14 protein-coding genes and 1 tRNA gene are annotated in these 13,505 nt (G+C 64.5%); 3 read left to right on the top strand and 12 right to left on the bottom strand.

Going from position 1 to position 13,505, the window contains the following annotated elements; genetic code table 11:
- The first annotated feature begins 18 nt into the window (after positions 1-18).
- Both QMF81_RS08905 and QMF81_RS08900 read left to right on the top strand, forming a co-directional pair.
- A complete protein-coding gene (locus QMF81_RS08905; protein WP_281750452.1) occupies positions 19-1,251 on the top strand; it encodes an LL-diaminopimelate aminotransferase in 1,233 nt (410 codons plus the stop codon).
- 1 nt (position 1,252) lies between these two features.
- Positions 1,253-2,005: a methyltransferase gene (locus tag QMF81_RS08900; protein ID WP_281750451.1), complete on the top strand. Its 753-nt coding sequence runs from the start codon at positions 1,253-1,255 to the stop codon at positions 2,003-2,005.
- Here the strand turns inward: QMF81_RS08900 and QMF81_RS08895 are convergent.
- From QMF81_RS08895 to QMF81_RS08860, 8 genes are all read right to left on the bottom strand, one after another.
- Positions 1,980-2,120: a hypothetical protein gene (locus tag QMF81_RS08895; protein ID WP_281750450.1), complete on the bottom strand. Its 141-nt coding sequence runs from the start codon at positions 2,118-2,120 to the stop codon at positions 1,980-1,982. The genes QMF81_RS08900 and QMF81_RS08895 overlap by 26 nt on opposite strands.
- Before the next feature lie 10 nt (positions 2,121-2,130).
- A complete protein-coding gene (locus tag QMF81_RS08890; protein ID WP_281750449.1) occupies positions 2,131-2,802 on the bottom strand; it encodes a CBS and ACT domain-containing protein in 672 nt (223 codons plus the stop codon).
- 71 nt (positions 2,803-2,873) lie between these two features.
- Positions 2,874-3,668: a carbon-nitrogen hydrolase family protein gene (locus tag QMF81_RS08885; RefSeq protein ID WP_281750448.1), complete on the bottom strand. Its 795-nt coding sequence runs from the start codon at positions 3,666-3,668 to the stop codon at positions 2,874-2,876.
- Between the two features lie 5 nt (positions 3,669-3,673).
- Positions 3,674-4,882 carry a peptidase U32 family protein gene (locus QMF81_RS08880; protein WP_281750447.1) on the bottom strand — a complete coding sequence of 403 codons (1,209 nt, stop codon included), beginning with the start codon at positions 4,880-4,882 and terminating at the stop codon, positions 3,674-3,676.
- On the bottom strand, positions 4,882-5,742 hold the full coding sequence (locus QMF81_RS08875; protein ID WP_281750446.1) for a PHP domain-containing protein: 861 nt from the start codon (positions 5,740-5,742) through the stop codon (positions 4,882-4,884). Before QMF81_RS08875 ends, QMF81_RS08880 begins: the two co-directional genes overlap by 1 nt.
- Positions 5,743-5,796: 54 nt before the next feature.
- The gene (gene infA, locus QMF81_RS08870) at positions 5,797-6,015 is read right to left on the bottom strand and encodes a translation initiation factor IF-1 (protein ID WP_281750445.1); all 219 of its coding nucleotides are present in this window, start codon (positions 6,013-6,015) and stop codon (positions 5,797-5,799) included.
- 190 nt (positions 6,016-6,205) lie between these two features.
- Positions 6,206-7,360, bottom strand: coding sequence for an NADP-dependent isocitrate dehydrogenase (icd, locus tag QMF81_RS08865; protein WP_281750444.1), 1,155 nt, complete (start codon positions 7,358-7,360; stop codon positions 6,206-6,208).
- A 70-nt stretch (positions 7,361-7,430) separates the two neighbouring features.
- Complete coding sequence (locus tag QMF81_RS08860; RefSeq protein WP_281750443.1) at positions 7,431-8,066, bottom strand: DUF502 domain-containing protein; 636 nt, start codon at positions 8,064-8,066, stop codon at positions 7,431-7,433.
- A 188-nt stretch (positions 8,067-8,254) separates the two neighbouring features.
- Between QMF81_RS08860 and QMF81_RS08855 the strand changes: the two genes are divergently transcribed.
- Positions 8,255-8,331: transfer RNA gene (locus QMF81_RS08855), tRNA-Arg, on the top strand.
- A 138-nt stretch (positions 8,332-8,469) separates the two neighbouring features.
- On the opposite strand, the gene QMF81_RS08850 is transcribed toward QMF81_RS08855, so the two are convergent.
- The 4 genes from QMF81_RS08850 to QMF81_RS08835 are packed head-to-tail and all read right to left on the bottom strand — an operon-like array spanning position 8,470 to position 12,163.
- Entirely contained in the window at positions 8,470-9,714 is a 1,245-nt protein-coding gene (locus tag QMF81_RS08850; protein WP_281750442.1) for a replication-associated recombination protein A, read from the bottom strand.
- Complete coding sequence (gene tsaE, locus QMF81_RS08845; protein WP_281750441.1) at positions 9,711-10,190, bottom strand: tRNA (adenosine(37)-N6)-threonylcarbamoyltransferase complex ATPase subunit type 1 TsaE; 480 nt, start codon at positions 10,188-10,190, stop codon at positions 9,711-9,713. Before tsaE ends, QMF81_RS08850 begins: the two co-directional genes overlap by 4 nt.
- The gene (locus QMF81_RS08840) at positions 10,187-10,639 is read right to left on the bottom strand and encodes a CBS domain-containing protein (RefSeq protein WP_281750440.1); all 453 of its coding nucleotides are present in this window, start codon (positions 10,637-10,639) and stop codon (positions 10,187-10,189) included. Before QMF81_RS08840 ends, tsaE begins: the two co-directional genes overlap by 4 nt.
- Before the next feature lie 3 nt (positions 10,640-10,642).
- Positions 10,643-12,163 (bottom strand): NAD(P)H-hydrate dehydratase, encoded by a 1,521-nt coding sequence (locus QMF81_RS08835; RefSeq protein WP_281750439.1) that lies wholly within the window; start codon positions 12,161-12,163, stop codon positions 10,643-10,645.
- Between the last annotated feature and the right edge of the window lie 1,342 nt (positions 12,164-13,505).

Here is a 13,505-nt window from a genome sequence, read left to right as displayed (position 1 = left end):
TCAACCCGCGAGGAAAGCATGATCCGTATCAACGAACACTACCGCAAGCTGACGGCATCCTATCTGTTTGCCGATATCGCCCGCCGGGTGGCGGCCTACGCTGAGGCCAATCCCCACACCCGCATCCTGCGCCTGGGGATCGGCGACGTCACCCAGCCCTTGCCGCCGGCGATTATCACCGCCTTCCACGAAGGGGTGGAGGAGATGGCCCGGGCCGAGACCTTCCGCGGCTATGGCCCGGAGCAGGGCTACGCCTTTTTGCGCGAGGCCATTGCCCGGGAAGATTTTCAGTCCCGCGGCGCCCAGGTGGAGGCCGACGAGATCTTCGTGAGCGACGGGGCCAAGTGCGATACCGGCAACATCCAGGAGCTCTTTGCCCAAGATATCCGCGTGGCGGTGCCGGATCCGGTGTATCCGGTGTACGTGGACACCAACGTCATGGCAGGCCGCACCGGCGCCTTTGCTGCGGGCCGCTATGCGGGCCTCGTGTATTTGGAGGGCACCAAGGCCAATGGTTTTGTGCCGGATTTGCCGAGTGTCCCGGTGGACTTGGTATATCTGTGCTATCCCAACAACCCTACCGGCGCCATCATCACCCGCGAGGCCCTTTCGCGCTGGGTGGACTGGGCCCAGGAGCACCAGGCCCTCATCCTCTATGATGCGGCCTACGAGGCCTTTATCCGCGATCCGGAGATCCCCCATTCCATCTTTGAGATCCCCGGCGCCCGCAAGGTGGCCATCGAGTTCCGCTCCCTCTCCAAGACTGCCGGGTTTACCGGTACGCGTCTGGCTTACACGGTGATCCCCAAGGAGTGCGTGGGCTATAGCGCCGACGGTACCTCTCAGAGCCTGCATGCCCTATGGCATCGCCGCCACACCACCAAGTTCAACGGGGTCTCGTATCCTGTCCAAAAGGCTGCTGCCGCGGTGTTCACCCCCGAGGGCCGCGCCCAATGCCAGGCCCTCATCGACGGCTATTTGGCCAATGCCGCCCGCATCCGCGCGTGTTTTGAAGAACTCGGGTATTTTTGCGTGGGCGGGGACAACTCCCCGTACGTGTGGGTGGAATGCGGCATGGATTCCTGGGCGTTCTTCGACATGCTGCTGACCCAGGCAGGGGTCGTGTGCACGCCGGGCGTGGGCTTTGGCGCGTGTGGCGAGGGCTATGCCCGGTTCTCCGCCTTTGGCAGCCCCGAGACCGTGGACGAGGCCCTGGAGCGGCTGCGGCGGATCGTTCCTGCCCGCTCGTGATATGACCTTTCCCCGTGGCCTGCTGCAGCCTGCGGCGGGGTACCGGTTTTCTCTCGACGCCCTGCTCTTGGCCGCCTTTGCGCGGCCCAGGGGCCGGGTCGGCTTGGATTTGGGCGCTGGCTGCGGCGTGGTGGGACTGGGGGTGCTGGTGCGCGCCCCGCACGTGCGCATGCTGGCCGTGGAGCAGGATGCGGAACTGTGCGCCTGCGCCGCGGCCAATGCCGCCCGCTTGGGTGCGGCGCAGCGGCTGCACGTCCTGCGGGCGGATGTGCGCCGTCTGCCCCTTGCCCCCGAAAGCGTGGACTTCGTGCTCGGGAACCCTCCGTACCGCTGCCCAGGTACGGGGAAGGTGAGTCCCCACCCCATGCGGCGCGCGGCCCGGTTTGAATCCGGGGCCACGCTGGCGGATTTTCTCCGCGCTGCCTCGTGGAGTGTGCGTAACCGGGGTGGGTGCTGGTTCGTGTTCCTGGCCGAACGTCTCGATGAGCTCCTCGCGGGCTGCCTGCGCGAGCGGCTGCGACCCAAGGAGCTTGTGCCCGTCGTCTCCCGTCCCGGAACCCCTGCCCGTTTGGTGCTGCTTCGCGCCGTCAAAAACGGCGGCCCTGGCCTTACCGTGCACGCGCCGCTCGCGTTGCACTCCGCGTCTTGCTGCGGGCCGACGCCGCAGCGGTTTTCGGCGTCGGCCCGACAGTTTTGTCCGTGGTTGGAGGACGGGCCGGAAGACGGGCCTATTTGCTCATCCGGCCAAGAATAAAGGCGATGATGGCTGTGGCCACGAGCATCCCCACCACATAGTCTGTGTTCAGCGCGTTGTGGAATGTGGTGACGATATGCTCGAAGGTGTCCTTGATGGGATAGCTGTCCTGCATGGCGCTTTCGTTAGACAAGCGGTTTGATGTTGTCGCGCACCCAGAAGCTCAGGGTGTACTGTTTTTCCAGTTCCGCCTTGAGCTCGTTGAGCACGGCCTTTTCCATGTCATGGATGCGGATGTAGACGTTGCGGTATCCGGCCTCCACGTTGTCGTAGGACGTCAGGATGGAGATGACGCGGGCTTTGTGGGACCGGAGGACGTCGAGCACCTCTTTGAGGGTGCCCCGTTCGTCCCGAAGCAGCACGCCAAATTGGATGCCGCCGTGGTGCACGCCGGTGATGCTGAGCAGCACCTTGTACACCTCGGTCTCCGAGACGATACCCACCAGGGCGCCGGCATCGTCGAGCACCGGCAGCCCGGAGATCTTCTTTTCCTGCATGATGGCGGCGCATTTGAGGATGGTCTCGTTTTCGTTCACGGTGATGGGGTTTTTGGTCATGATATCCCGGATCTTCACTTCCGAGAGCAGATAATAGAGCTCGTGCACGTCGAGGGTGGTGGCCTTGGAGGGGGAGGCCTCCTTGATGTCCCGGTCACTGACGATCCCCACGAGTTTGCCGCCATCCACCACGGGCAGGCGGCGGATGCTGTGCTCCTTCATGATTTTGGAGGCACGCATCATGGAGGTTTCCGGGTCTACGGTGATGGGGTTCTTGGTCATCCAGTTCTTGACGATCATGCGATTCTCCTGGGTTGCAAAGGTTGGGCGTTGAGATTTGTGCGGATGGGTAGCGCTGTTGGCGGCCTTCGTCAAAGCTCGAGTACATGACACAGGGACGGCGGCGCCCCGTAGAGGTCTTTGCGGCGGCAGGGCGTGGGGTCGAGGTGGGCCGTTGCGGGGGAGACCTGCGCTACCAGGATGTCCGGAGCCTCTCCGAGTGCTTCGAGTTCGGCGTTTACCGACACGGCGGCCGAGAAGCCGGCCAGGGGAAAGGGGGCGTCTCCGGTATGGTTGGCCCCGAGAATGGCCATGCCGTTTTCTGCGGCCCGGGCAAGGAGCAGGGCCTGCCAGATGTGGCGGCGTTTGCGCGGCCAGGCTGCGGCCACGAGGGCGCCGTGGCAGCCTGCATCGCGGTAGATGCGAAAAAGTTCCGGGAAGCGGAGGTCGAAGCAGACGGCCAGACCCAGGCGGATGTCCCCTGCTTGGATGGCCACAGGAGTCGATCCTGGGAGGAACACCGCGGTTTCGTCCACCTTGGGGGTGCGGAAGAGATGCATCTTGGCAAAGGAGCCCCGCAGTGCGCCGCCCTTGTCCCATACGGCAAGGGCATTGGTGAGGCCGTGGGCGGTGGGCAGGGCCACGCCGCAGACGACGATGAGGCGGTGGGTGTACGCCAGGCGGCCAAGGGCCTCTGCGGTGCGCGGCCAGAGGTCGCGGGCGCAGCTGGCGGCCGCGGCAAGGTCGTAGCCGAAGTCGGCGAGCTCGGGGAACAGGACGAGCGCTGCCCCCATCTCTGCAGCGTGGGCCCCGGCGCGCGCCATGGCCGCCAGGTTGTCGGGGTAGCCGCCAGGAGCCGGTTGGGTTTGGACGATGGCGATACGCATGGTGGTTATGCAGGCCGCAGGATGGCCCCGCGGGTGATTTCCGGATGTGCGCAGCGCAACAGGACCGTGGTGCCTCCGTGCACGGTGGTCAGGCGGTCGCCGGCTTCGTTTTCCAGGCCATAGTCGGTGATGCGCGGGCGCCGGAGCCCTGGCAGGACGAGCTCCAGCGGGGTGCCGGCTTCAAGGCGGAGGAGCACCGCCACGCGAAAACAGCCTGGACCAAGGACTTCTTCCACCCGCAAGGCGGCTGCGGCCAGCGGCGCAGGCGGCAGCGGCAGGCAGCGGCGGCGCGGGGCGAAAAAGCCTGTGGCCATGGGACGGCCGGCAATGCGCGCCAGCTCCGGCCAGTAGCGTTTGGGACGGAAGGAGCCGGCAGCGAGGTCGCGCAGGGCGGTGGCATAGATGTCGGTCACCGTAGTCACGTAACCCAGACTCTTGGTGCGGCCTTCGATCTTGAGGGCGTGGATGCCGTGGCGGGCAAACCACGGCAGGGCGTGGAGGAGGCAAAGGTCCTCGCTGGCGAGAATCTGGGAAAATTCGCCGTGTTCGTGGAGCTCCCACAGTCGCTCTTCAGGGCGGAAGCGCTCTTCGAGGGCAATGGCTGCCAGTGGATGGGCTTGATAGTCGTAGCGGCAGGGATGGGCGCAGGCGCCAAGGTTGCCGGAGCGTTCCAGGAGGTAAGCGGACAGCAGGCATTGGCCGGAGATGGCCATGCACATGGCCCCGTGCACGAAGACTTCGAGCTCCATGTCCGGGCAGGCGCGGCGCACGGCCCGCAGGCGCGCGGCCGAGAGCTCCCGGGCCAGATTGACGCGCCGGGCCCCGTGGTCTTGCCAGAAGCGCACACTCCAGGAATTGCTGGTATTGGCCTGGGTGGAGACGTGCACCGGGATGTGGGGAAGCAGGCGCCGTGCTTGGGCGAGGACCCCGGGATCAGCGACGATGAGGGCGTCGATGCCGGTATCGGCCAGGTCTTCGAGGCGCTGGATTATGGCCGGAAGGTGGTGTTCCTGGGCCAGGATGTTGAGGGCGTAGTACACCCGCGCCCCATGGCGGTGGGCCAGGGTCACCACGGCACGCAGCTCCGGGAGGGAAAAACCGTGGGCGCTTTGGCGTAAGTTCAAATCCGGGCCACCCAGGTACAGGGCGTGGGCGCCGAAGCGCAGGGCAGCTTCGGCCTTGGGAGGGCTGCCTGCCGGGACCAAAAGTTCCATCACGCCTCCACGGGGAGCCCCATGCGGGCCCGCACGGCCTTCATGCGCTCCACCAAGGCGTAGGGGCCGTGGAGCCCGTCTTTGCCCCTGCCGAGCGCAATGGAGGGTTTGTTGTCTCCATGAAAGTCGGAGCCGGCGCTCTCAAGGAGGTCCAACCGGCGGCAGAGCTCGGCAAAGAGTCGGGTTTGCGCCGGGGTGTGCAGGGGATAGTAGACTTCGACGCCGTCGAGACCTGCGGCCTTGAGCTCGCCCAGGAGCGTCTCCAGGGGTTCGGGATCGAGGTTCAGGGTGGAGGGATGCGCCAGGATGACCGTGGCCCCTTCGGCCTTGAGGGCGGAGATGGCCTGGTGGGGAAGGAGCTTGGCCTTGGGCGCATATCCTGGGGTTCCAGGCCGCAGCCACAGGTGAAAGGCCTCGTGGATGCTTGCGGCATGGCCTTTTTCCACCAGAAGTCGCGCCACATGGGGGCGGCCCACCACCCCGCCGGCGGCACATGCCTGGAGCTCCGCGTCGTCAATGGCGACTCCATGGCGCCGAAGGTTTTCCAGGATACGCTCGTTGCGCTGGGCGCGTTTACGGGCCAGGTCATGGAGCAAGGCAGGCAGTTGCTGCATGCGCCGCGGCAGCCACAACCCGAGGATGTGCATGCTCCCCTGGGGAAAATGCACGCTCAGTTCGCAGCCGCGAATGAATTCCAGGCGTGTGGCCGCTTGAGCGGCTTCGTCGAGGCCGGCCACGGTGTCGTGGTCGGTCAGGGCCATGGCCTTGAGACCGATGGCCTCGGCGTGCTGCACGAGCGCCGAGGGGGACAACGTCCCGTCAGAGGCCGTGGAGTGGGTGTGAAGGTCGATTTCCGCCATGGCGCATTCCGTGCTGCAGCTTAGGCCGGGCCGCAGACGCACAGGGCGCGTGGCTTACTTGAAGCGGTAGGTGATCCGTCCGCGGGTGAGGTCATACGGCGAGAGTTCCACTTTCACCCGGTCCCCAGGCAGGATGCGGATGTAGAATTTGCGCATTTTTCCCGAAATATGCCCGAGTACCCGGTGTCCATTGTCGAGGCGGACCCGAAACATGGCGTTGGGCATGGCTTCTTCCACCACGCCTTCCAATTCGATGCTTTCTTCCTTGGCCATAACCTTCCTTGCTGTGTGGATGTGGAAAAGACGAGGCCCTATAGCCCGGCCCCAGCGGCTTGACAAGGCTATCTTCCAGGCCATCTTTCGGCAAAGATGCCTTTCCGGGCGTTGGGGCCGGGCGAGGGATTCGTGCTCTCGTGGGGCGGTGACACGGTGCGGGGGAAAATGCCCCCGCGCCGATGGTCGGCTATGCTTCCAACGCCGCAAGCAGCCGTTCGCCAAAAGCGGCGCAGCCTACCTGCTGGGCGCCCGGCATCTGTGTTGCGAGATCCACCGTGACGGTGCGCTGGGCAATGACCCGCTCCACCGCGCGGTGGATGCGCTCTGCCGCTGCTTTCCAGCCGAGGTGTTCCAAGAGCAGGGCCCCGGAGAGCACCAGGCTTCCCGGGTTGGCCAGGTCTTTGCCCGCAATGGAGGGCGCGGTGCCGTGGGTGGGCTCGAAGAAGGCGAGGGTGTCGCTCATGTTGACCCCTGGGGCGAGGCCAAGGCCTCCCACCTGGGCGGCCAGGGCGTCGGAGAGGTAGTCACCGTTGAGGTTGGTGGTGGCGATGACGTCGTAGGCCTCGGGCCGGATGAGGACCTCTTGGAACATGGCGTCGGCGATGCGGTCCTTGATGGTCACCGCTGCAGGCGGACAGGTCTCCTGGCCTTCAGGCGCCACCTGGCCGGCGAACTCCTGGGCCGCCACTTCGTAGCCCCAGGCCCGAAAGGCCCCTTCGGTGTACTTCATGATATTGCCCTTGTGCACCAGGGTGACGCTGGTGCGCCCTTGGTCCAGGGCAAAGCGGATGGCGCGGCGCACCAAACGCTTGCTGCCGTGCTCGGTCATGGGCTTGATGCCGATGCCGCTTGCCGGGTCCACGCTGCGGCCGAGCTCGTCGCGCACAAAGGCGATGAGGCGGCTGGCCTCCGGGCTGCCTGCGGGCCATTCGATGCCGGCGTAGACGTCCTCGGTGTTTTCCCGAAAGACCACCATGTTGACGCGCTCGGGGTGTTTCACCGGGCTTTCGATGCCGGGGAAATAGCGGATGGGGCGGATGCAGGCGTAGAGATCCAAGGTCTGGCGCAAGGTGACGTTGAGGCTGCGAAACCCGCCGCCCACCGGCGTCTCCAGCGGGCCTTTCATGGCGAGGCTCGCCTGCTTGAGGGTTTCCAGGGTCGCTTCCGGCAGGTAGGAGCCCGTAGCGGCGTAGGCCTTTTTGCCTGCCAAGAGCTCCTGCCAGTCCAGGGCCCGGCCGTCGGTGTAGCTCAGTTCCACGGCGCGGTCGATGACCGGCCGCGCCGCCTTCCAGACTTCCGGGCCGATGCCGTCTCCTTCGATGAAATAGACAGTGGGTTTCATGGACGCTCCTTGAAGTGAAATGGGGGCACGGTGCGTGCGCCGCCGTGGTCCTTCAGGGTGCGCCGGTTCGTCAAGGGGAAGACGGCGGTCCATTGCGGTGCGGCGGGGTGACGATACCGCCGCTCATGATGAGCTTGAAGGCGTCTTCCACGCTCATGGATAGGGGGATGATGTCGGTCTCGGGGATGAGCAGCAGAAACCCTGAGGTGGGGTTGGGGGTGGTGGGCAGGAAGACGTTGAGCACCTGCTCCTGGGTCTTGTCCTGGACTTCGCCGCTGGCCACGCCGGTGACGAAGGCCACGGCGTAGACGCCCCGCCTTGGGTACTCCACGAGGACCACCCGTTGGAAGTCTTTGGCCGGGCCGTGCACCAAGGTGTCCACGAGCTGCTTGACGGCAAAGTACACCTTGTTGGCCAGGGGGACACGGGTGATGAATTCGTCCCACAGCCGCACCACTTGCCGCCCTACGTAGTGGCGCACGAGAAAGCCCGTGAGGATGAGCGCGGGAAGGAGGATGACCAGGCCAAGGCCTGGCACGGGAAAGGGCAGCCAATGTTCCGGCCGCCAGGGGCGGGGAAGGAGCAGGAAGACCTTGTCGATCCAGTCGAGCACCAGGCGGATGAACCAGATGGTGATGACTGCCGGCAGGAGAGTGAAAAAGCCTGCCAGGATGTTGGTTTTGAGAAATTGTCGCAGCGGCGCCATGATGACCTCCGCGCCGCACTCTAGCGGCAGGCAGGCCCCCTGCCAAGGGGAGGGCCGCCAAGGGGCAGGGGAGGTCCGAAGTTTCTCGATTTCCTCAAGAAGACCGCGTTGGGCTTCCTCTGCTATGATGCTCGCCGTCCAGAGCCTTGACGGCCAAGGGCGGGGCTGCATAAACGAAGCTCCCTTGCGCGCCCGTAGCTCAGGTGGACAGAGCAGGAGCCTTCTAAGCTCTTGGTCGGGGGTTCGAATCCTCCCGGGCGCGCCATGTCTTTAGCATGGAAAAACGGTACGGCGGGCGTCTTCGCCCGCCTTTTTTTATGGAAATTGCCGGCCCGCGCAGGCGATGGAGCATTCGGGCCTTGGCGTGGTGCGCCGCAGCGGGGCTGCCGCGACCGGTGCGGCCCTAGGGGGTGTTTTTGCCGCTGCCTGGTGCTGGGCGCACGCGGCGTTGGCGGACTTTGCGCAGCCAGGAGATCAGCCGCTCTTCGTGGCCGATGCCCTTGGGACGGTAGAAGTTGCGGCCTGAGAGATCCGCAGGCAGGTACTCCTGCTCGATCCAGCCGTCTGGATAGTCGTGGGGGTATTTGTAGCCGTGGCCGTATCCCCATTCGCGCTGCAAGGCGGTGGCGGCGTTGCGCAAATGCAGCGGCACCGGCCGCGGGCCATTGGCGCGCACTTCCTTTTGGGCGGCGCGGTAGGCGGCGTAGGTGGCGTTGTTTTTGGGCGCCAGGGCGAGATAGACCACGGTTTCCGCCATGGGGATGAATCCTTCGGGCATGCCCACCTGTTCCACGGCGTGGTCGCAGGCCACGGCCAGAGGCAGGGCCATGGGGTCGCCCAGCCCCACGTCCTCCGAGGCGGAGAGGATGAGGCGGCGGGTGACGAAGCGGGGGTCTTCGCCGGACTCCAAGAGACACGCCAGGTAGTAGAGCGCTGCGTCCGGGTCTGAGCCGCGGATGGATTTGATGAGCGCCGAGGCGAGTTCGTAGTGGGAATCGCCGTCGCGGTCCCCGCGCAGGATGACTTCGGGCAGGCGGGTTTTGAGGCGCTCCACCTCGCGGTCCGCCGCCGGCAGGGAGAGGGTGAACTCCAGCAGGTTGAGGAGGGTGCGGGCATCTCCGTGACTGGCGGACACCAAAAGCTCGATACTGGGCTGGCTCAAGGATTCTCCGAGGCGGGCGAGGGCGCGCTGGGCCACGGCGGTGAGCTCGGCCGAGGACAAGGGCCGCAGCCGCAGCACGTGCAGGCGGGAGAGGAGCTGCTTGGTGACGCTGAAGGACGGGTTTTCCGTGGTGGTGGCAATGAGGGTGAGCTCGCCGCTTTCGATGAGGGGCAGAAAGAAGTCCTGCTGCGCCTTGGAATAGCGGTGGAGCTCGTCAAGGATGAGGATCTCCTTGCCGGTGAGGTGCTTGCGCAGGGACGTGAGCCCCACCTCCGGGGCGGAGAGGCGCACGAAGGGGCGGCCCGTACCTTGGGCAAGGAGCAGGGCCACGGTGGATTTGCCGCACCCCGGGGGGCCAAAAAGGAGCAGGCTGGGGAGCTTCGGGGCGGTGAGCAGCGCCTGGAGCCGGTCCCGGAAGTGGCCTTGGCCGATGAAGTCTTCCAGGGTTTGGGGCCGCATGGCTTCGGCAAGTGGGCGCTGGGTCATGCGGGGGCCTCCGCAAGAAAGGTGTGCACGGCCTCCACAATGCGACGGCCGCGTTCGCCTTGGCCGTCAAGGGTGACCACACGCCCCTTGGGGGAGGATTCCTGCCAGGTTACGTGCACCGCGGGTTCCACGGGGTGCGGCAGGCGTTTTGCCCATTCCACCACCGCGAGGATCGTGGGATCGTCCAGGATGTCTTCCAACTCTTCACCCAGCATGCCGCCCGACTCCCGGTAGAGATCGATGTGCACGGTCTCGGGCCGGGTGGGGTAGCGGTTCATGAGGTTGAAGCTGGGGCTTGCCACCTCGGCTTCGTGGCCGCCGGGGAGCGCTTCCACCAAGGCCCGGGTGAGGGTGGTCTTGCCGGCGCCCAGCGGCCCGTCGAGAAGCAGCGCCACCGGGCCGTGGGTACAGATGGCTTGGGCCAGGGCGTGCCCCAGGCGGCAGGTGGCCTGAAGATCCGGAAGGTGGAAGGTCATGGCCGAAGCAGGGTTTGGATGATGTCCTTTTTCCCTACAATGCCCACGAGGCGGCCGTTTTCCACTACCGGCAAGGTATGGAACTTCTTGTCCACCATGAGACTGGCCACCTTTTCCAGTGGGGTGTCCGGGGTGATGGTGGTCACGTGCGTGGTCATGGCGTCTGCCACCGTGGCCGCGGCGATGCGCCGCACTTCCTGCTCGTACTGGGCAAGGGAGCCCAGGGGGAGGAAACCGTCGAGGACCGTGAAGAGCGATGGCACCGGCAGTTTCTTTTGGAGGCGCACGAGGTCGCTTTGGGTGAGGATGCCGACGATGGCGCCGTCTTGGTCCACTACGGGCGCGCCGTTGATGTCGTGATCGAGGAGCAGCCGGGCGGCGGCGGTGATGTCGGTGTCTGGGGAGAGGGTGACCACGCGGGTGGTCATGATGTCGCGGGCAGTGGACATGGGTTACTCCTTGCGCACATGGGGAAGGGTTTCGGCAATATCCAGCGGGGTATTGCCCCGGAAGGGAAAATGGTGACGCAGGGCATCGCCGGCTTTCCCGTGCCAATAGACTGCAGCGCAGGCGGCCTGATGCGGAGGAACACCCCAGGCGAGCAGGGCACCGAGCACTCCGGCCAGCACGTCGCCGGATCCGGCAACGGCGAGGTTGGGCGCGCACCAGGGGGAGACGGCCATGGGGGCGTTGGGGCTTGCCACGATGGTGCCTGCGCCCTTGAGCACCAGGTGGCTCGGATGTGCGGTCACCCAGGCGCGGGCATGTTCCAGGCGCTTGGCATTGATGGCCTCGGCGCTGGTGGCGAGAAGGCGTGCCATTTCGCCGGGGTGCGGGGTCAGGACGGCGTCTTGGGGGATGCACTCCAGGAGGCTTCGGTCTTGCGCCAGGTGGAAGAGGGCGTCGGCATCGAGCACCAGACGCGGATGCGGTGCCTTGAGGTACGCGGCCACCAGGGCCGCAGCCTCGGCACTGCGGCCAAGCCCCGGTCCCAGAATGACGCTGTCAAAGCGGTGGGCGTTGTCGTGGAGCCGCGTGGCCGCCTCGCGTCCCCACGCGGGCCCGAGGCTCATGGTCATGGTCTCGGGAAACGGAGCGCCTTGGGAAAGGAGCCCTTCCGGCGCCGCCCAGGTGACCAGCCCTGCGCCGGCGCGGTAGGCGGCACGGGCGGCCAGCAGCGGGGCGCCGGTAAGGCCGGGGCTTCCTCCCACCACGAGCACGTGCCCGGCGATGCCTTTGTGCATGGCGGCGGTGGGGGTTGGGACGTGCTCCCATACCTCGGGTCCGAGGGCGATGTGCGTCGTGGGGTGCGCTTCCTTGATGTGCCGGGGGATACCGATCTTGCCCACCTCCAAGGTGCCGACAAAGGGCTGGGCTGGCGGCAGTACGAGTCCCAGCTTGGGTTCTTCGAAGGTTATGGTGACGGTTGCCTGGACCGCCACAGGCTGGGGCTCGCCGGTATGGCCGCACAGGCCCGAGGGGATGTCCAAGGCCAGGACCAGGGCCCGCTGCCCCAAGCGGTTGATGGTCGCGATCCAGCGGCTGTACTCAGGGCGCAGTGGGCCTTGAAATCCGGTGCCAAGCAGGGCGTCCACCACGATGTGGGCACCGTGGAGAAAATCGGCTTCGTATTCCGGGAGATATTCCAGGGCGGCGTCCATGCGCCGCAGCAGTTGGAGATGGTAGCCCGCGTCTGCGGTATAGCTTTCCAGGGGCTTGGCATGGAGCACGAGCACTTGCGCCCCGAGATTGATGAGATGCCGTGCCAAGGCAAAGCCGTCGCCCGCGTTGTTGCCGGCCCCGGCAAAGACCACCACCCTTTTTCCCCGCACGGGACCGGCGTGGGCCTCCAGAGCAGCTAAGGCCGCACGGCTGGCGTTCTCCATGAGGACGGCCCCGGAGAGTCCGAATTCCTCTATGGTGAGCTGATCCCAGCGGCGCATTTCCTCGGGCGTGGGCAGGGGATGGGGCATGCGACCTCCTTGAACTTCGAAAGGGATCTAGTGAAAGACATGACCTCTGGCAAGGCGTGCTCCCAAAAGCCCAAAAAGAAGCGGGGCGGAAGATGCCGCCCCGGGAAGTTCAGGAAGGAGACAAGGGTTTGAAGACGGTCTGGGCCTCAAAACACCAGAGAGATGGTTTGCTTTGTGGTGATCAACGTGCCTCCTTAGGGTTGATGTCCTCGTTGCACGTTTCCCTCTCAACACGCCTCTCGTCGCCTGTTGGCTTCGGGTTTTGAGTGGTGGTCGACACACCGAGGAAGGCGTCCCTTCCAACACTGTGCGCACGGCTTTTGAGTGGCCATGGCGCAGATATTTGTCAAGGGGAAATGTCTTTTGGGTGTCTTTATGGGGACATCGAAATTTAACTATTTGGAATCAAGTATATTTTTTGGAATGACCGGAAACGGTCTCCGTCCGTTTGGAGCCGATGGGGATGCTGGAGCACGCAGATGTCGGGGGATCTCCATGCGCCTCGCCCGCCTTCCGAACCGCGAATATTTCGACCGCTGCCTGCTCGACCACAAAAACTCGCCGCGCGTCCTTCTCCTTTAAATGAATACGCCATCCTGAGTCTTCATGGGATGTCATTGGTATTGCCCGGTAACAGAAGATTAACGCCCAGTTTCGGAGCAGACTTTTTGATCGATCCGGACATGGCTTTGATCCAGCACGAGATTTACGAGAGTTCTTCTTGAGGGAGGCTCCTCGGTCCGAAGGGGACCCCTACCAGGACTGGGGAAAAATTTGATATTGTGAAACCATTGCCAGGGTATTGACAGTTGTTTTTTCGTTTGATTAGAAAAAAATTGTTAGGTGAGGCTAATTTTATTTTTTTCAAAAAATGAGGTGTTTCATGAAAAAAAACAATAAAATTAATAATAATGAGTGTAAGCCTGCCGGCGTCCCTAGAATTATGGTGTTAGGCGGGTTGAAGGAATGGCAGGGACGCTGCGCCAATGTCTGGAGGAGCGCGGTTTTTCGTGTTTCTACCATCCGGGGCATATGACATCGGGCTGCCGGCGTTTGGAAGAGGCGGTGCGGCGTTCGCGCTGCGTCTTGTGCTGCCTGCGTTGCAATTCCCATGGGGCTTGTCTGGCAGCCAAGAAGTTTTGCCGGAAACACGGCGTTCCTATCCGTTTTGTGCCTAATGTCAGCATTTCCAGTATCAAGAAAATTCTCACAGAGGTAGATTTATGCTGAGTTGGGAAACACGTTTGGATCAGTGGATGCGCAAGGCATCGCAGCGGGGGGCAGGGGTGCTCGGAAGTCGCCGCTGGGTGGAAGGTCGGAAGGGGCGTGAGGAATGCGTCCC

It is taken from the genome of Thermodesulfomicrobium sp. WS (genome assembly GCF_027925145.1).
Classification (GTDB): domain Bacteria; phylum Desulfobacterota; class Desulfovibrionia; order Desulfovibrionales; family Desulfomicrobiaceae; genus Thermodesulfomicrobium.
The sequence above is the reverse complement of the archived record's forward strand: the minus strand, read 5'-3'. Positions and strand labels throughout refer to the sequence as shown.